The organism is Ruegeria halocynthiae (genome assembly GCF_000743705.1).
Lineage (GTDB): Bacteria > Pseudomonadota > Alphaproteobacteria > Rhodobacterales > Rhodobacteraceae > Ruegeria > Ruegeria halocynthiae_B.
In genome coordinates this window covers 1,009,058-1,025,757 of sequence record NZ_JQEZ01000001.1, presented here as the reverse complement: position 1 = coordinate 1,025,757, position 16,700 = coordinate 1,009,058, and the positions used below count along the sequence as shown (strand labels likewise).

20 protein-coding genes are annotated in these 16,700 nt (G+C 60.4%); 9 read left to right on the top strand and 11 right to left on the bottom strand.

The window, feature by feature from the left end; genetic code table 11:
* Positions 1 to 7: 7 nt before the first annotated feature.
* Positions 8 to 817 carry an alpha/beta fold hydrolase gene (locus JT51_RS05010; protein WP_037308542.1) on the top strand — a complete coding sequence of 270 codons (810 nt, stop codon included), beginning with the start codon at positions 8 to 10 and terminating at the stop codon, positions 815 to 817.
* Here JT51_RS05010 and JT51_RS05005 read toward each other — a convergent pair.
* The 8 genes from JT51_RS05005 to JT51_RS04970 form a co-directional block, all read right to left on the bottom strand.
* Entirely contained in the window at positions 814 to 1,848 is a 1,035-nt protein-coding gene (locus JT51_RS05005; RefSeq protein ID WP_037308539.1) for a threonine aldolase family protein, read from the bottom strand. The two genes, JT51_RS05010 and JT51_RS05005, sit on opposite strands and share 4 nt — an antisense overlap.
* Complete coding sequence (locus JT51_RS05000) at positions 1,848 to 2,321, bottom strand: YcgN family cysteine cluster protein (RefSeq protein WP_037308537.1); 474 nt, start codon at positions 2,319 to 2,321, stop codon at positions 1,848 to 1,850. The genes JT51_RS05005 and JT51_RS05000 overlap by 1 nt, the downstream gene beginning before the upstream one ends.
* Positions 2,318 to 3,250: a bifunctional riboflavin kinase/FAD synthetase gene (locus JT51_RS04995; protein WP_037308534.1), complete on the bottom strand. Its 933-nt coding sequence runs from the start codon at positions 3,248 to 3,250 to the stop codon at positions 2,318 to 2,320. The genes JT51_RS05000 and JT51_RS04995 overlap by 4 nt, the downstream gene beginning before the upstream one ends.
* A gap of 58 nt (positions 3,251 to 3,308) precedes the next feature.
* Positions 3,309 to 3,752: a MaoC family dehydratase gene (locus JT51_RS04990; protein ID WP_037308531.1), complete on the bottom strand. Its 444-nt coding sequence runs from the start codon at positions 3,750 to 3,752 to the stop codon at positions 3,309 to 3,311.
* Between the two features lie 100 nt (positions 3,753 to 3,852).
* Complete coding sequence (locus JT51_RS04985) at positions 3,853 to 4,728, bottom strand: TIGR01459 family HAD-type hydrolase (protein WP_037308528.1); 876 nt, start codon at positions 4,726 to 4,728, stop codon at positions 3,853 to 3,855.
* Positions 4,729 to 4,818: 90 nt separating this feature from the next.
* On the bottom strand, positions 4,819 to 5,895 hold the full coding sequence (locus tag JT51_RS21145) for a DUF389 domain-containing protein (RefSeq protein WP_051927403.1): 1,077 nt from the start codon (positions 5,893 to 5,895) through the stop codon (positions 4,819 to 4,821).
* Positions 5,896 to 6,021: 126 nt separating this feature from the next.
* Positions 6,022 to 6,942: a manganese-dependent inorganic pyrophosphatase gene (locus tag JT51_RS04975; protein ID WP_037308526.1), complete on the bottom strand. Its 921-nt coding sequence runs from the start codon at positions 6,940 to 6,942 to the stop codon at positions 6,022 to 6,024.
* Between the two features lie 110 nt (positions 6,943 to 7,052).
* Entirely contained in the window at positions 7,053 to 8,033 is a 981-nt protein-coding gene (locus JT51_RS04970) for a TraB/GumN family protein (protein ID WP_037309521.1), read from the bottom strand.
* Between the two features lie 137 nt (positions 8,034 to 8,170).
* On the opposite strand from JT51_RS04970, the gene JT51_RS04965 reads away from it, so the two are divergent.
* From JT51_RS04965 to JT51_RS04940, 6 genes are all read left to right on the top strand, one after another.
* Positions 8,171 to 8,845, top strand: a complete 675-nt coding sequence (locus tag JT51_RS04965; RefSeq protein WP_037308523.1) for a DUF2161 domain-containing phosphodiesterase — start codon at positions 8,171 to 8,173, stop codon at positions 8,843 to 8,845.
* A gap of 152 nt (positions 8,846 to 8,997) precedes the next feature.
* The gene (locus JT51_RS04960; protein ID WP_037308521.1) at positions 8,998 to 9,285 is read left to right on the top strand and encodes a co-chaperone GroES; all 288 of its coding nucleotides are present in this window, start codon (positions 8,998 to 9,000) and stop codon (positions 9,283 to 9,285) included.
* Positions 9,286 to 9,339: 54 nt separating this feature from the next.
* Positions 9,340 to 10,983: a chaperonin GroEL gene (gene groL / locus JT51_RS04955; protein ID WP_037308518.1), complete on the top strand. Its 1,644-nt coding sequence runs from the start codon at positions 9,340 to 9,342 to the stop codon at positions 10,981 to 10,983.
* Between the two features lie 189 nt (positions 10,984 to 11,172).
* Entirely contained in the window at positions 11,173 to 12,015 is an 843-nt protein-coding gene (locus JT51_RS04950) for a DMT family transporter (RefSeq protein ID WP_037308514.1), read from the top strand.
* 38 nt (positions 12,016 to 12,053) lie between these two features.
* A complete protein-coding gene (locus JT51_RS04945) occupies positions 12,054 to 12,827 on the top strand; it encodes an alpha/beta fold hydrolase (protein ID WP_037308512.1) in 774 nt (257 codons plus the stop codon).
* Positions 12,824 to 13,975, top strand: coding sequence for an alpha-D-ribose 1-methylphosphonate 5-triphosphate diphosphatase (locus JT51_RS04940; RefSeq protein WP_037308511.1), 1,152 nt, complete (start codon positions 12,824 to 12,826; stop codon positions 13,973 to 13,975). The genes JT51_RS04945 and JT51_RS04940 overlap by 4 nt, the downstream gene beginning before the upstream one ends.
* A gap of 1 nt (position 13,976) precedes the next feature.
* On the opposite strand, the gene JT51_RS04935 is transcribed toward JT51_RS04940, so the two are convergent.
* The 3 genes from JT51_RS04935 to JT51_RS04925 form a co-directional block, all read right to left on the bottom strand.
* Positions 13,977 to 15,044, bottom strand: coding sequence for a 5-(carboxyamino)imidazole ribonucleotide synthase (locus JT51_RS04935; protein ID WP_037308509.1), 1,068 nt, complete (start codon positions 15,042 to 15,044; stop codon positions 13,977 to 13,979).
* Positions 15,037 to 15,525 carry a 5-(carboxyamino)imidazole ribonucleotide mutase gene (purE, locus tag JT51_RS04930; RefSeq protein ID WP_037308507.1) on the bottom strand — a complete coding sequence of 163 codons (489 nt, stop codon included), beginning with the start codon at positions 15,523 to 15,525 and terminating at the stop codon, positions 15,037 to 15,039. Before purE ends, JT51_RS04935 begins: the two co-directional genes overlap by 8 nt.
* Positions 15,526 to 15,602: 77 nt before the next feature.
* Positions 15,603 to 15,827: a YdcH family protein gene (locus JT51_RS04925; RefSeq protein WP_037308505.1), complete on the bottom strand. Its 225-nt coding sequence runs from the start codon at positions 15,825 to 15,827 to the stop codon at positions 15,603 to 15,605.
* A 164-nt stretch (positions 15,828 to 15,991) separates the two neighbouring features.
* Between JT51_RS04925 and JT51_RS04920 the strand changes: the two genes are divergently transcribed.
* Positions 15,992 to 16,405, top strand: coding sequence for an Hsp20 family protein (locus JT51_RS04920; protein WP_037308503.1), 414 nt, complete (start codon positions 15,992 to 15,994; stop codon positions 16,403 to 16,405).
* A 5-nt stretch (positions 16,406 to 16,410) separates the two neighbouring features.
* Positions 16,411 to 16,635 (top strand): DUF1150 family protein, encoded by a 225-nt coding sequence (locus JT51_RS04915; RefSeq protein ID WP_037308501.1) that lies wholly within the window; start codon positions 16,411 to 16,413, stop codon positions 16,633 to 16,635.
* Positions 16,636 to 16,700: the final 65 nt, after the last annotated feature.

The following is a 16,700-nucleotide window of genomic DNA, read 5'->3' as shown; positions in this document are numbered from 1 at the left end:
AGCCGGGATGAACCCGTCGCCAACGGCCCATGTCCGAACTCTGGGTCAGGGCGCGCGCAAGGTTTTGGCGCTGCATTGCACCATTGCCCATTCCGGGGCCTGGGCTGGGCTGTCGGCGGCGTTGCAGGGGCAGGTAAGCCTGATCGCCCCGGATATGCTGTCGCACGGCCGCAGCCCGGACTGGGATGGGCAGGGCGATTACTTTGACCGGGTTACGGACCTGGCTGCTGCGCAGTTGGCAGGCCCGATGGATGTGATCGGCCATTCATTCGGCGCGATGATCGCATTGCGGTTGGCGGTGGATCGCCCTGAGCTTATCCGCAGCGCCGTGTTGATCGAGCCGGTATTTTTCGCGATTGCCCGTCAGGACGCGCCGGATCTGGTTGCGCAGCATGATCATGCGGCGCAACCCTATACAGATGCGCTGTCTGCCGGGGACATGGAACTGGCCGCACGCCTGTTCAACCGGATGTGGAGCACCGACGACAGCCCCCGCTGGCCGGACCTGCCAGAGCGTACGCGCGCGGCGATGGTCCGGGGGGTGCATGCCGTCCCTGCTGTGGAAGAGGCGGTGGTTCGGGATCAAAAAGGGTTGTTGAACCCCGGCGTTCTGGATCGCGCGATAATGCCGGTTCTGATCCTTAGTGGGTCAAAGACGCGCCCGGTCATGCCAGCGATAGGGCAGGGGTTGCAGCGGCGGTTACCCAATGCCTCTTGTGCCTGTGTAAAGGGCGCGGGGCATATGCTGCCGATTTCCCATCCACAGGAAACGGCCCACGTGGTGCAGCAGTTCTGGCGGGATACCTGCGACCGTTAAAGCAGCGCCAGGAACCGGTCGATTTCCTCGGCGCTGATCGACCAGTCGCACACCAGACGGCAGGCGAGGATTTCCTCGTCATCCGTCCCGTCCAGCGCGGCCCCCCACAGGTGATAGACGGCACCGGCGTCATGCAGCTGCTTGTGCCGTGCGCGCGAGAATTGCGCGAAGATCAGATTGGCCTGCGGTTCGTGCAGGAACGAGGCCCCCTTGGCCCGCAGCCCCTCGGCCAGCCGGGCGCTGTTGTCATTGGCCTGCCGGGCCAGTTGCAGCCACAGATCGTCCTGCAGATAGGCCGACATCTGGGCCGACAGATAGCGGTGCTTGGAAAACAGATGCGCCCCCCGTTTGCGGCGCAACTCAAATTCCCAGGCTTTGGATTCGTCAAAGAAGATTACCGCCTCAACCCCCATCAGCCCGTTCTTGGTGCCGCCAAAGCTGACCGCGTCCACGCCCGACTTCCACGTCATCTCGGCCGGGGAACAGTTCAGCGCCACCAGCGCGTTTGTGAAACGCGCGCCGTCCAGATGCACAGGCAGATCGTATTCCTTGGCCACACTGCACAACGCCTGCAATTCGGTCAGCGAATAGACTGACCCGCGCTCGGTCACCTGCGTGATTGACACCGGCCCGCGTTGCGGGCCGTGTACGCCGCGCGATTCTTCGGTCAGGATTGAACTGCGCAGGGCCTCGGGGTCCATCTTGTCGTCGCCGGGCACCAGCGTCAGCTTGGCACCGCTGTAGAATTCCGGCGCGTTGCATTCATCTTCGTGGATATGGGCCACGGGCGAGCAGAACACCGTCTCCCACGGCTGTGCCAGCGTCGCCAACGCCAATGAGTTCGCCGCTGTTCCGGTGGCCACCAGATACACCGCCGCGCCGGGGGCTTCAAAGATCCCGCGAATGCGGTCCCGCACCTCGTTCATCAACGTATCCGCGCCATAGGCCATCTGGAAACCTTGATTGGCTTCGTTCAGCGCGGCCATAACTTGCGGGTGAACCGGGCCGGAATTGTCAGACGCGAAATACATCAGATGGGCTCCTCGATGATATGGTCTTCCCATTCTTCGATGGGTGTTTCGAACTCGGACACCGTGCGCCCCTGAACCGAGACCCCGGCGGCATGCACGCTGTCGGGTGTACCTGATATCAAAGGATGCCAGTCGTAAAGAGGTTTCCCTTCCCACAGCAGCCGATAGGCGCAGGTCTGCGGCAGCCAATAGGCATGATCGTCGATGTTGTCGGGCGTCATCACGATACACTCCGGCACGAATTGGTGGCGGATATCGTACTGCGTGCAGCGACAGCTTTCGTCATCCAGCAAGCGGCAGGCAACGCAGGTCAGGGCGACCTCGCCGGTGTCTTCATCCTCCAGCTTGTTCAGGCAGCACTTGCCGCAGCCGTCGCACAGCGCCTCCCATTCATGCTGATTAAGCTTGGTCAGGGGCTTGCGTTCCCAGAATCGGGGGCTCAGACCTTTGCGATCAATCGGGTCAGTGGTCATAACGCCGCCAGCAAGGTGCGGGCCGCGTCGCAATCGGCATCCATCTGCGCGATCAGCCCATCCAACCCGTCAAAGGTCATTTCAGGGCGCAGGTATTCGACCAAGCCGACCGACAGGGTTGCGCCATAAAGATCGCCCGAGAAATCGAACAGGAAGGTTTCGATATTGGGCACCTCGCCGTTGAACATTGGCCGTGTCCCGACCGAGGCCGCGCCGTGATAGCTGCCCTGATGCGGGCCGTCCAACACATCGACCAGTACCGCGTAGACACCGAATTTCGGCGGGTGCAGCCCCTCGATCGACATATTCGCGGTGGGAAAGCCCAGCTCGCGCCCGCGTTGTTCGCCGCCGATCACTTTGCCTTCGATCCGGTGCCAATGCCCCAGCATGGCGGCTGCGTCGCGGGGGCGGCCTTCGGTCAGGGCCGTACGGATCGCGGTGGACGATACAACATTGTCCGACCGTTCCATCAGCGGCGCGATGGTGACGCCAAAGCCCATCTGCTGGCCAAATCGCACCATGTCATCGGCGGTGCCACTGCGGCCTTTGCCAAAACAGAAATCCGCGCCCACAACCACATGCGACAGGCCCAGCCCGTCACAAATCACATTTCGGGCAAATTCGTCCGGTGTCAGCCCGGCCAGCGCGGCGTTGAAGGGCAGCTCATACAGTTTCTGAACCCCCAGCTTTTCCAACCGATGCGCGCGCGCGTTGCCGCGCATCAGGCGAAAGGGCGGCGCATCGGGGGCAAAGTACTCACGCGGGTGCGGCTCAAAGGTCAACACACCCAGCGGGGCATCCGGTGCGGCAAGCCGCGCCAGTTCGATCACCGACTGGTGGCCAATGTGGACGCCGTCAAAATTCCCGATGGCCACGCTGGCGCCACGGTCCTGAGGCTCGGTATACTGAAAATCCCGGATGATGCGCATAGCGCCTGCCTAGCGGGACTGAAGGGCGGGTTCAAGGGCCAGAGACGTCGGGATAACCTCAGTCGAACTTGCGCGACGGGGCCAGAACCATCGCTTCGCCCACCAGCACCTTTTTGCCGTCGACTGCGCAATGGCAGTCCAGCTTTACGCGGCGCTTGGCAAAGTCGATGTCGATCACCTTGACCTCGGCATAGACCATGTCGCCGGGGCGGACGGGGGCCAGGAACTTCAGCGACTGACCCATGTAGACCGTGCCGTGTCCGGGCAGCTGTTCACCAATCACGGCCGAGATCAGCCCCGCAGTCAGCATCCCATGGGCGATGCGACCTGCAAAGATCGTGTCGCGGGCGTAATCATCGTCCAGATGCACTGGATTGCGGTCGGTCGATACTTGCGCGAACATCTCGATATCTTCGTCCGTCACCACTTTGCGCAGGTGGCGGGACATGCCCATTTCGATGTCTTCGATACAGATCGTTCCGCGCGGAAGATTGTCCAACATGTTGCCCTCACTCGAATCTTGCGGGCAACAAAACAACTAAAGTCACCCACGTTGGGTAACTTTATTACTTCGCAACTGCAGAAAATCAAGCTTTTTCTGCTTATCGCAAGCGACCTATCGTAAAGGTGGGATTGATATTTTCCCTTGCAATATAATCGGTTAGGGATTCGTGGTGTGGATGTTGCGACGTTTTGGTCTCGGCCGCGGCCAGCCCGCCGGAAATGAACAGGGAATCAATCCCCTCGCCCATGCCGCCCAGAATATCGGTGTGCGGGCCATCGCCGATCACCAGAATGTCGCCATCGGGAATGTCATGGCCCAGTTCTTGCAGCCTGCGCCGGGCCAGATCATAGATCGGCGGATGGGGTTTGCCGAAATACAGGCTTTCACCGCCCATCTCGGTATACAGTTTGGCCAGCGCGCCAGCACACCATTCACGAACCTCGCCCCGATCAACCACGATATCGGGGTTGGCGCACAGCAACTTCATGCCCTTTTGCTTGGCATACAGGAAATCCGCGCGATTGACCGACGGGTCTGCCATCGGATCGAACGGGCCACAGCAGACAATGCCTTCGGCCTGATCCAGCGGAACGCGTTCGATCTGGATCGGGTGGTGCAACAGTTTCAGCGGTTCAAAGAACCCAGCGTCCCGCTGCCATTCCCCCATGAAATATACCTTTTCGCCGACCGCGCCCCGGAACATGGCCGACCGCGCCGAATCCCCGCTGGTGGCGATGGTGTCATAAGCGTCGGCTGGCACGTTGAATTGCGCCAGTTGCTCGGCCACACCCGCGCGCGGTTTCGGAGAGTTCGTCACCAGCACCACAATCCCGCCATTCGCGCGATAGGCTTGCAGGGCGGCGACGGCCTCGGGGTAGGCAGTGATGCCGTTGTGGACGCAGCCCCAAAGGTCAACAAACAGCGCTTTGTAGCGGTCGGATACTTCGGCAAGCGTTTTGACGATCTGGGTCATGTGGCCCCCCTCGGGTCTGAAATCGCGGTTGCGACAGCTATGGCAAAGCTTTGGAACAATGACCATCCCGCAATGTATTTTGAGCACGCCTCAGTCGTCTTCGGTGATCTCTTCGACGTCTGGTGCTTGCTGGACGTTCTCAGTCCCCAGAATGATCTGCGCGCCTATTCTGGTCTGGTATCGGATGACGGCCAGATATCCAGATCCAAGTTCGCTGTGCAATACGTCGACCAGCGATGTCTCGCGCAGGGATTCAGGCAACAGCCCCGCGACAGAGGACACTTTGAATTGCGCCTCTGCCGGAAGATCGACGATTACCCAGACCTCGGCCTGTTTGCGTTTGGCGTTGACGTCGATGCGAATGATCTCGACCGACACCGGATCGGCCCAATCGCGGATGGCTTGTGCAACCTGCGCCTCGGTACGGGTTTCGAGATACCGGTTATAGGTGGATTTTCCGAGCTGAATGACCACGACGGCCAAAAAGGCCATTGTCACAAACACACTGGCGGTAAAATTCAGCTTGCGCCGGCCCTTGCTGAACAGGACCGAGCGTGCAGCGTAAACGATGTAAACGGCGCAGGCGGACAGGATGATCGCGCCCAGATTGGTGGCGAACAACAGCCCGGCCTCATAGGCCTCGGCCGGCTCGCCGAAATACAGCAGGACGCCCGAGGCTGACAGGGGCGGCACCAGCGACACGCCGATGGCCGCGCCGGGCAGCAAGCTGACCTCAGACCGGTTGATCTGAACATATGCCCCGGCAACGCCCGCAGCGAGTGCGACAATCAGATCTTCGGTTCCGGGATCGGTGCGGGCCAGTACCTGATCGGATATCAGAATGCCGCGCGGGACGTCGGCGACATAGACCAGAAACCAGGCCAGCAGCACACTTAGAAGTGCCGCGCCGCACACAATCAGGGCCAGGTTTAGCGCGCGGCCCAGCCAGCCCATGACCATGGCCGCAGCCACGCCCAGAATTGGCGTCATCAGCGGGGCCACCAGCATTGCGGCTATCACCACCGCGCTGGAATCGCGCAGCATACCCATCGTGGCAATGATCACCGACAGGGTCAGCAGCATGGCAAAGCGACGCCAATAGGCGGCTTTGTCCTTCCCCTCAAATCGCAGGATGTCCCGGGTGGTGCTGAACTTGCGCTTACTCATACGTGGGATTTATTCCGGTTTCACTGTCTTGATCAGTTTAGCAACGGATACGGTTCGCGCAAATCCCACATGAATACGAAAAAAGGCGCCCACGCGGGACGCCTTTTCCAATAGATGTTGCGAAGATCAGACCTTGAGGTTCGGAATGATCTGCTTTTTCCGGCTCATGACACCCGGCAGGACCACAGCGTCGCCGTCGACCGATGCGCCAAAGCTTTTCTCGGCCACGGCTTTGACCACATCGTTGGGCACCAGCAATGTCGCTTCTTCGTTCAGGATGTCGACCACGAACAGCAGAACCTGATCGACGCCGTCTTCGTTGGCGACGTCCACCATCGAGGTCGCCAGGCTGGCCTTGCGGTCCAGCACAACGCCCGGCGCAGTGGTTTCCAGAACCGAGACGCGGAACTTGGTGCCGTCGACCGCGTATTCCTTGCTGTCCATCCGGATCAGTTCAGCGTCCGAAAAGGACGATACATCCGATTTTGCCGCAAACATGTCTGCGGCATAGGCGGACACGTCCAGACCCAGTTCGCCAGCCAGTTTCTCGGCCACTGCGCGGTCATGCGCGGTGGTGGTGGGCGAGCGGAATTCCAGCGTGTCCGACAGGATGCAGGTCAGCGCCGCGCCTTTGATGGCGTCGGGCATCTTGGCCGCGTCGTCACCCAACAGGTCGACCATGATGGTCGCGGTGCAGGCCAGCGGGCGCACTGTGATGTCGATCGGGCCTTTGGTTTCCAGACCGCCAACCAGCTTGTGGTGGTCGATGATGGCGCGGATGTCGGCGTTGTTGATGCTGGCAGGCAATTCAGCGGGATTGTTGGTGTCGACGATGACGACGGCTGTATCCGCGTCCACATCCGCGATGATGCGCGGTTTGGGCAGGTCCCAGCGTTGCAGCATGAACGCCGCTTCGGTGTTGGGTTCGCCCAGCAGAACCGGCTCGGCCTGTTCGCCTTTGATTTCGTTCAGGTACCAGGACCACAGGATCGGCGAGCCTGTGGAATCGGTGTCGGGGGATTTGTGACCAAATACTAGGGTTGTCATGTCAGCGTCCTGCGGAAGATAGATTTGCGCGCCTTATAGGGTGGTCCGCCGGGGTTGTCACCCGGCAGAGTTTACGCGGCAGCAGTAGGTTTGCGTTGTGTCCGGTCTGATCAGAAGGGCGCGCGGGTCAGGGTGTATCCGGCCAACTGCAACTGGTTCAGCAAACCGTGTGTATCGCTCAGGTGTCCGGCACCCACGGCGATCACGGCAGTCTGGTCGCGGATGGTCAGAATCTGCTGCATCCAGCTGTTGTTGCGTTCGACCAGAAGCTGTTGCTCGAACCCACTCCATTCTTCGTTGAACACCTCAGGGGACAGGCCGGATTCCTCTTGTCCCTGCACGCGGGCAAGTTGGATGATCTCGCCGTGGCGTTCTTCCAGATAGGCGTTGGCCATGGTGGCCAGATGATCCTCGCTGGCCTCAAGCGCGCCAGCCAGACGGACCAGGGATTGCACCTGCTGTTCCAGCGGATGGCTGTCGAACAAAGCCATCAGGTCTTCGACCCGCTCTAGCGAGTGTTGGGGGATGCCGTGCTTTTCGGCCATTTCGGTCAGGCGCGCATCCATTCCGTGGTTGGCGTTTGGGTCCTGCGCCATGCAGGGGGGAATGCCCAACATGATGCTCAGAAACCAGGGGCGCATTTTTGCGGCCATCCAACCGGGAATGCCACGCTCGGCCAGGCTGACGGACAGGGCGGCCCAGTCTTCGGCGGGCATCAGGTCGATCAACGTTGGGCCAGAGGTGATCAGCACCGGGCTCAGGTCATTCGCCAGATCGTGTTCGAACGCGGTCATGTCTTTCTGCGTGACCTCAAAGTAAAACGCGTCGGCCTGGGTGAGAACCGGCGTCAGACGCTGAACAACCGCGCCCATGCGCGGGTCGTTCGTGTGCAACGTGCCGATCAAATGAAGGTAGGTGTCGTCTTTGGTCGCAAGCCAGTGGTTGCCTTCGGGAAAGAGCAGGCTGTCCAGTGCCTTGTTCAGTTCGGCCAGCACCTCGGGCGTCAGATCCGGTCTTAGATCGCGCCCTTCGCAAGCCGCGTGAACCGAGAACGGCAGAAACAGAAAGATAATGAAAATCATAAGCCGCATCAGGACCATCCCGGTGAATTCAGATTACACATATGGCGCGACCATGCCCTTGGCCTGCCGTGGGTTCAAGTCGGGTTTGTGCGGGGGCGGCCCTTTCTGTGTCTGGCATTCCACGGCAATTTGCCTAGCATAAGGCCATGAACCGCGAGCAGGACCTCTATCCCCCGATCAAGGCGTTGTTGGAACGTCAGGGCTACACCGTAAAAGGCGAAGTCGGCGCGGCTGATATCGTGGCCGTCCGGGATGGCGACGACCCGGTGATCGTTGAGCTGAAGCTGGGGTTCTCGCTGACCCTGTTTCATCAGGCCATCACCCGCCTGAATGTGACCGACCAAGTTTATGTCGGGGTGCGCAAGCCTAAGGGGCGTACGGCGCGGCGTGCTCTCAAAGATAATCTGGCGCTGTGCCGCAGGTTGGGGCTGGGCCTGATAACCGTGCGCGCCGATGGCACGGTCGAGGTGCACTGTGACCCCGGATCTTATGCGTCGCGTAAAAACAAGGCCAAAGCCGCGCGCTTGCTGCGTGAATTCGACCGCTTGCAGGGTGATCCGAACGCGGGCGGTGCTACGCGCCATGGCATTGTCACGGCCTATCGTCAGGATGCTTTGAAATGTGCGGCGCATCTGGCCGAAAGCGGTGCCGCCAAGGGGGCAGAGGTCGCCAAGGCCACCGGTGTGATCGAGGCCACCCGCCTGATGCGCGACAACCACTATGGGTGGTTCGAAAAGGTTGCGAAGGGCATCTATGATCTGTCGGACGCGGGCCGCGACGGCCTGAAACACTGGGCCTACAGCTGGGAACAGCCTGGCTGAGCCTGATTGTCAAAAAATCCAGCACGGCTTGTTGACTCGGGGTTTGCGACCCCCTAGCTATGCCTCGTTATCACTCACACACCCCGAGTGCTAACGCCTCGCCAATCGGCGAGGGGAGGATAAATAAACTTTGAGCCTAAGGAGCTGCAAAGATGGCATTGAAACCGCTTCATGACCGCGTGCTGGTTCGCCGTACCGAAAGCGACGAAAAAACCGCTGGTGGTCTGATCATTCCCGATAGCGCAAAAGAAAAGCCCAGCGAAGGCGAGGTTGTCTCGACCGGCGAAGGCGCGCGCAAGGACAGCGGCGAACTGATCGCAATGGCTGTGAAAGCTGGCGACAAGATCCTGTTCGGCAAATGGTCGGGCACCGAGGTCAACGTCGGCGGCGAAGAGCTGCTGATGATGAAAGAAAGCGACATCATGGGGATCATCGAGTAAGCCGCGCGCTTTCTCTGATCTTCATTTCCAACATATTTCTCAAGGAGAAACGACATGGCTGCTAAGGACGTCAAGTTCGACACCGATGCCCGTAACCGTATGCTGGCAGGTGTGAACATCCTGGCCGATGCTGTCAAAGTGACCCTGGGCCCCAAAGGCCGCAACGTGGTTCTGGACAAATCCTTTGGCGCACCGCGCATCACCAAAGACGGTGTATCGGTTGCCAAGGAAATCGAACTGGAAGACAAGTTCGAAAACATGGGCGCGCAGATGGTGAAAGAAGTCGCCAGCCGCACCAATGACGAAGCCGGCGACGGCACCACCACCGCAACCGTTCTGGCACAAGCAATCGTTCGCGAAGGTCTGAAGCAGGTTGCAGCGGGCCTGAACCCGATGGACCTGAAGCGCGGCATCGACCTGGCGACCGCCAAGGTTGTTGAAGGCATCAAAGACGCTTCGCGCGAAGTCAAAGACTCGGCAGAAGTTGCGCAGGTTGGCACCATCTCGGCCAACGGCGAAGCCGAAATCGGCCAGCAGATCGCAGACGCGATGCAGAAGGTTGGCAACGAAGGCGTTATCACCGTCGAAGAAAACAAAGGTCTGGAAACTGAGACCGATGTTGTCGAAGGTATGCAGTTCGACCGTGGCTACCTGTCGCCTTACTTCGTCACCAATGCTGACAAGATGATTGCAGATCTCGACGACTGCATGATCCTGCTGCACGAAAAGAAACTGTCCTCGCTGCAGCCGATGGTTCCGCTGCTCGAGCAGGTGATCCAGTCGCAAAAGCCGCTGCTGATCATTGCCGAGGATGTTGAAGGCGAAGCGCTGGCAACTCTGGTTGTCAACAAACTGCGCGGCGGCCTGAAAATTGCTGCTGTCAAAGCACCGGGCTTCGGCGATCGCCGCAAGGCCATGCTGCAGGACATCGCAATCCTGACCGGTGGCCAGGTCATCAGCGAAGATCTGGGCATGAAGCTTGAGTCCGTGACCATGGACATGCTGGGCACCGCCAAGAAAATCGAAATCACCAAAGACGAAACCACCATCGTCGATGGTGCTGGCGAGAAGGCCGAGATCGAAGCGCGTGTTACTCAGATCCGCACTCAGATCGAAGAAACCTCGTCGGATTACGACCGTGAGAAGCTGCAAGAGCGCGTTGCCAAACTGGCAGGCGGTGTTGCCGTTATCCGCGTCGGTGGCATGACCGAAGTCGAAGTGAAAGAGCGCAAAGACCGTGTGGACGATGCTCTGAACGCGACCCGCGCTGCTGTTCAGGAAGGCGTTGTCGTTGGCGGTGGCGTTTCCCTGGTTCAGGCGGGTAAAGTGCTGGAAACTCTGGAAGGCGCAAACGCTGATCAGAACGCTGGTGTCACAATCGTTCGTAAAGCAATCGAAGCGCCGCTGCGCCAGATCGCCGAGAACGCAGGCGTCGACGGCGCTGTTGTTGCTGGCAAGGTTCGCGAATCTTCGGAAGCGGCTTTTGGCTTCAACGCGCAGACCGAAGAATATGGCGACATGTTCGCATTCGGTGTGATCGACCCGGCCAAAGTGGTCCGTACCGCTCTGGAAGATGCGGCATCGGTTGCTGGTCTGCTGATCACCACCGAAGCAATGGTTGCTGACAAGCCCGCCAAAGAAGGCGCGGCTGCTGGTGGCGGCATGCCCGACATGGGCGGCATGGGCGGCATGATGTAAGCACGTCGAATTCGCCCCGGCGAATTCTGACGATCCCGACAGGCGCCTGACCCAACGGCCAGGCTGCCGATAGGGACTGCCACTTAGACAATAGACGGGGTCGCCTTTGGGCGGCCCCGTTTCTTTTTGCAGGTCGGCCGCGCAGTAAAGTGAGTGTGCAATGCCCGACGAAACCGTTATGCGGTTGATATGAAACTGTTCCTGCTGACAGCCCTGACCATGTGCGCCTTTGCGGCGAACTCGATCCTGAACCGTTTGGCCATCGACAGCGGTGCCAGCGACCCGACCGGTTTTGCCGTTGTGCGGGTAATGGCCGGCGCGGTGGTTCTGGCCGTATTGGTGGGGCTGCGGGCAGGGCATCTGCCTTTGTGCAACCGGCGCAGGATCGTGGGGGCGGGATCTTTGTCGTTGTATATGATCGGGTTCTCTATCGCTTATCTGACGCTGGATGCGGGGTTGGGCGCGCTGATCCTGTTCGGCGTCGTGCAAATTACAATGTTTGCTGTGACATCCGTATCCGGCAGCGCCCCGACCGGACGACAGGTCGCCGGTGCCGCGATTGCGCTTGCAGGGCTGGCTTATGTGCTCTGGCCGTCTGGTACTGTTCAGGTCAGCCCCGTGGGCGCTGCACTGATGACCGCCGCCGGTGTCGGTTGGGCGATCTATTCGGTGGCGGGACGGTCCGAGCCGGACGCGCTGACCGGGACAGCGGCCAATTTCATTGTGGCTCTGCCCGTCACCGCACTGGCCTTGCTGGCAACAGGGGGCGGGTGGCACATGACAGGAACGGGATACTTTCTTGCTGCCCTGTCCGGAGGTGTCACATCCGGGATGGGATACGCGCTTTGGTACCGTGTCCTGCCGCAGCTTGCGCCGACCACGGCGGCTGTGGTGCAGCTGAGCGTCCCTATCATTGCCATTGTCGGCGGCGTCACATTGCTGGGAGAAACCGCAAACCTGCGCCTGATCCTGGGGGCGGCGCTGGTTCTGGGGGGCATCGCGCTGGCAGTTGTGCGCTTGAAACCGCGCTAGGGGTTTAATCGCTCCTTGTTAGGCTTTATCTGGCGGCTATGAGATACCTGCTTGCCCTTTTTCTGTTCCTTGTTCCGGCCATGGCTCAGGCGAAATGCGTGGTGCTGTTGCATGGGCTTGCCCGGACCGAGGCGTCCTTTGCCGTTATGGATCAACTGTTCAAGGCGCATGATTACAACGTCGTGCGCCCCGGTTATCCTTCGACCGATCTGCCGATTCCGGATTTGGCCAATCAGACCTTGCCGGACGCGTTCGCGGCCTGTGGGGATGACACGGTCAACGTCGTGGCCCATTCGATGGGCGGCATTCTTTTGCGCTATTGGCTGCAGGACAATCACCCGGAAAATCTGGGGCGCGTGGTCATGCTTGGCCCGCCCAATCAGGGCAGCCAACTAGTGGATGAACTGGGCGCATGGGAGGTCTTCGGGATGCTGAACGGCCCCGCCGGTCTGGCGCTTGGCACCGGCCCCGAAGGTATTCCCCGCCATTTGCCGCCGGTCGAGTTCGATCTGGGCGTGATTGCGGGTCAGAACTCGCTTAATCCGCTGTTTTCCTCGATGATCGAGGGCAGGGATGACGGCAAGGTTTCGATCGCGACGACGCGGGTTGAAGGGATGAAAGACCACATCGTCCTGCCGGTGACGCATACTTTCATGATGAACAGCCCGCTTGTGATGGCACAGGCGCTGCATTTCATCGAATTCGGGCGGTTCGATCCGCAGATCACCTGGCTGGACGGGGTGATGGATATCATCGACGAGATTTGCATCGGACAGGATTGCTCGGAACCCGCGTCGGAACCCACACAATGACATCCCTGAACCTGACCCTGACCGGCGCAGAGGTACTGCTGCCGGATGACGGCGTGACACCGGCCGAGCTTTCGCTGGCTGAGGGTGTCATTCAGACTGACCGCACCGAGCGGCGCGTTGATCTGACCGGTTATCTTGTTCTGCCCGGCATCATCGACCTGCACGGCGATGGTTTTGAGCGCCATATCGCGCCGCGCCGCGGGGCAATGAAGCAGATGGACGAGGGCATCCTGTCGGTCGAGGCAGAGCTGGCCGCCAATGGTATCACCACCGCCGTTCTGGCCCAGTTCCACAGTTGGGAGGGCGGCGTGCGCGGCCCTGAATTCGCGGGGCAGGTGTTTGACGCCATTGCGTCGGTCAGGGACCGGGTCGTGACCGATTTGCTGCCGCAATTGCGGTTCGAGACGCATATGCTGGACGACTATGCGGACTTGCCTGATCGTATTGCCGCCTGGCAGGTGCCCTATATTGTGTTCAATGATCACCTGCCGCATGAGCGGCTGGCACAGGGGCGCACACCGCCTCGCCTGACCGGGCAGGCGCTAAAGGCGGGCCGCAGCCCTGAAAAGCACCTTGAAATGCTGAAATCCATGCACGCTCGCCGGGACGAAGTCACCCCGGCGTTGGATGCGCTTTGTGCGGCGTTGACCAAGCAAGGGGTCCGCATGGGCAGCCACGACGACGCCACCGCCCAAACCCGCGCCCAGTGGCGCGCGCGCGGGGCGCACATCGCGGAATTCCCCGAAACGCTTGAGGCCGCCGAGGCCGCCTGTGCGGCCGGGGACCGCATCATTCTGGGTTCGCCCAACGTGGTGCGCGGTGGGTCGCATAAGGGCAATGTCAGCGCGTTGGACTTGATTGCGATGGGGCTGTGCGATGCCCTGGCCTCGGACTATCACTATCCCAGTCCGCGCCGTGCCGCGCTGATGCTTGCCAAAACCGGCCTGCTGGATTTGGCAGGAGCGTGGGCGCTGGTGTCTTCGGGACCTGCGCGGGTTTTGGGGTTGCGAGACCGGGGCACACTGGCCCCCGGTCAACGCGCCGATCTGGTGATCCTGGACGCCGACACCCACCGCGTCTCCGCCACGCTGGCTGGCGGGCGGGTCAGTTACATGTCAGGTGACATCGCAGCGCGGTTCGTCGGCTAACTTAGCGCGCGATACGGTTGAAGTGACCCATCTTGCGGCCCGCTTTGACCTCGGCCTTGCCGTACAGATGCAGGGCCACGTCGCGTTCCCGCGACAGTTCCGGTACGCGGTCCATATCGTCGCCGATCAGATTTTCCATGACCACGTCGGAATGCCGCTGCCCATCTGCCAAAGACCACCCGGCCACGGCACGGATATGTTGTTCGAACTGATCCACCGCGCAGCCATTCTGCGTCCAATGACCCGAGTTATGCACGCGCGGCGCGATCTCATTCACGATCAGGCCAGCGGGTGTCACGAACAGCTCAACCCCCATGACGCCGACATAGTCCAATGCGTTAAGGATATTGGCGGCCAACAGCACAGCATCGGTGCGCTGCGCCGGGCGCAGGCGGGCAGGAACCGTGGTAGTATGCAGGATGCCGTCAAGGTGCACATTCTCACCGGGGTCGAAACAGGCCACCTGACCGTCCAGCCCGCGGGCAGCGATGATCGAAACCTCGTGGGTAAACTCAACAAACCCTTCGAGGATCGCAGGCGCGCCGGCCATATCAGCCAGCGCGGTTTCGGCATCCTCAGGCGTGCGCAGCCGCGCCTGACCTTTGCCGTCGTACCCAAAGCGGCGGGTCTTGAGGATCGCAGGCGTCCCAATCTGCGCAATTGCCGCGTTCAGGCTGTCCAGATCGGTGATATCCGCAAAGGGGGCGGTGTTCAGGCCCAAACCCTTAAGGAAATTCTTTTCGGTCAGCCGGTCCTGACTGACCCGCAGCGCCTCGCGGCCCGGACGGATCGGTCGATGCGCCTCAAGCAAATCCAGCGCTTGGGTCGGGATGTTTTCGAATTCATAGGTGATGACATCGACCGACCCCGCAAAGGCGCGCAGGGCGTCGGCATCGTCATAGGCGGCCGTGGTCACACGGTCGGCCACCTGCCCGGCAGGTGGATTGGCACCGGGTTCAAAGATATGGGTCACAAACCCCAGACGGGCCGCCGCCACCGACAGCATCCGGCCCAGTTGGCCGCCGCCCAGAATTCCGATCGTTGCGCCGGGTTGCAATGCCTCACTCATCAACGGGCTCCTCGGGGATCGAGGCCGACAGAGCTTCGCGCCACGCGTCCAGCCGCTGTGCCAGGGCGTCGTCCTGCAGGGCCAGAATTCCAGCCGCCATCAGGCCCGCATTCGCGCCCCCGGCTGCACCGATGGCCATGGTTGCCACCGGGAACCCTTTGGGCATCTGCACGATGGAATACAGCGAGTCGACACCCGACAGCGCCCGCGTCTGCACCGGAACACCGATCACCGGCACCCTCGTTTTCGAGGCCATCATGCCCGGCAGATGCGCCGCCCCGCCAGCACCCGCGATGATAACCTGCAGCCCGCGCGACACGGCGGTTTTACCATAGTCCCACAAGCGATCAGGTGTGCGATGCGCCGAGACGATGCGTTTTTCATACGCGATGCCCAGTTCGTCCAGAATATCGGCGGCTTGTTTCATCGTGGGCCAGTCCGACTGGCTGCCCATGATGATCCCCACTTTTACATCGCTCATCCGCTTGCGTCCCTGCCTTCCAGAAAGAGCGCGCACTATAGCCAAATCCGCATTTGTGGCAATGCGGTACAGGGGCGTCAGGCGATGATATCCGGGGTCAGACGGTCTTCGATCAGGCGAATGATGTCTTTCAGCCGCAGTTTCTGCTTTTTCAGCCGCTTGATCGTCAATTGATCAGACGTGCCGGTGGCTTGCAAAGCTTCGATTGCCTCGTCCAGATCACGGTGCTGGCGGCGGAAAACCTCCAGCTCAACCCGAAGTACCTCGTCTGTTTTCATCGAAAGATCGGTGGGCGCGTTCATGGGCGACTCAGTGTTTATTGTGGTGCTTTCCACACAAGATAGTGTGTCAGGCTTTATCCGGCCAGACCTTGTGGACATCTGGGTTTCTTCCCATATTCTATAACACGCGGTTGCCGAAACGGGGCCGCAAAAGACGTCGCTTTGGCAATAAAGGACGAGAATACGTGTCAAAACTTACTCTTGGCTCATACCCGCATCTTTTGGGGTTCGAGCAGTTGGAACGCCTTCTGGAACGGTCTGCAAAGGCCGGAAACGAAGGGTATCCGCCTTATAACATCGAACAGACCTCGGATTTTTCGTACCGTATCACCCTGGCTGTGGCCGGGTTCGCAGAAGAGGACCTGTCGATCACTATCGAAGATCGCCAGCTGGTGATCCGGGGCCGTCAACGCGACGACAGCGAGGGGCGCATATTTCTGCATCGCGGCATCGCGGCACGTCAGTTTCAGCGCATGTTCGTGCTGGCAGATGGGGTCGACGTGGGCGAAGCGATCATGGAAAACGGTCTGCTGCATGTGGACCTGACCCGCGCCATACCGGAAGCCGTGGTGCAAACGATCAACATAAGAAAGGGGTAAGAGCTATGAATACACCGATTGAAATCAACGCTGAAGGCGACCGCATCGTCTATGTCAAAACGGTTGAAGTCGCTGATCTGCCTCGGGAAGTGCGTGAGCAGGCCGGTGACCTGGATCAGCTTTATGCGGTGCATGATTCCGAAGGCCAACAGCTGGTGCTGGTCGCCGACCGCAAACTGGCTTTTGTTCTAGCGCGCGAGCATGATTTTTCGCCGGTGGCCGTGCACTGACACGGCCCCATCGGGCGATTTTCCCCGTGACATCTGTGACCTCAAAGGCGAGATATGCGAACCTG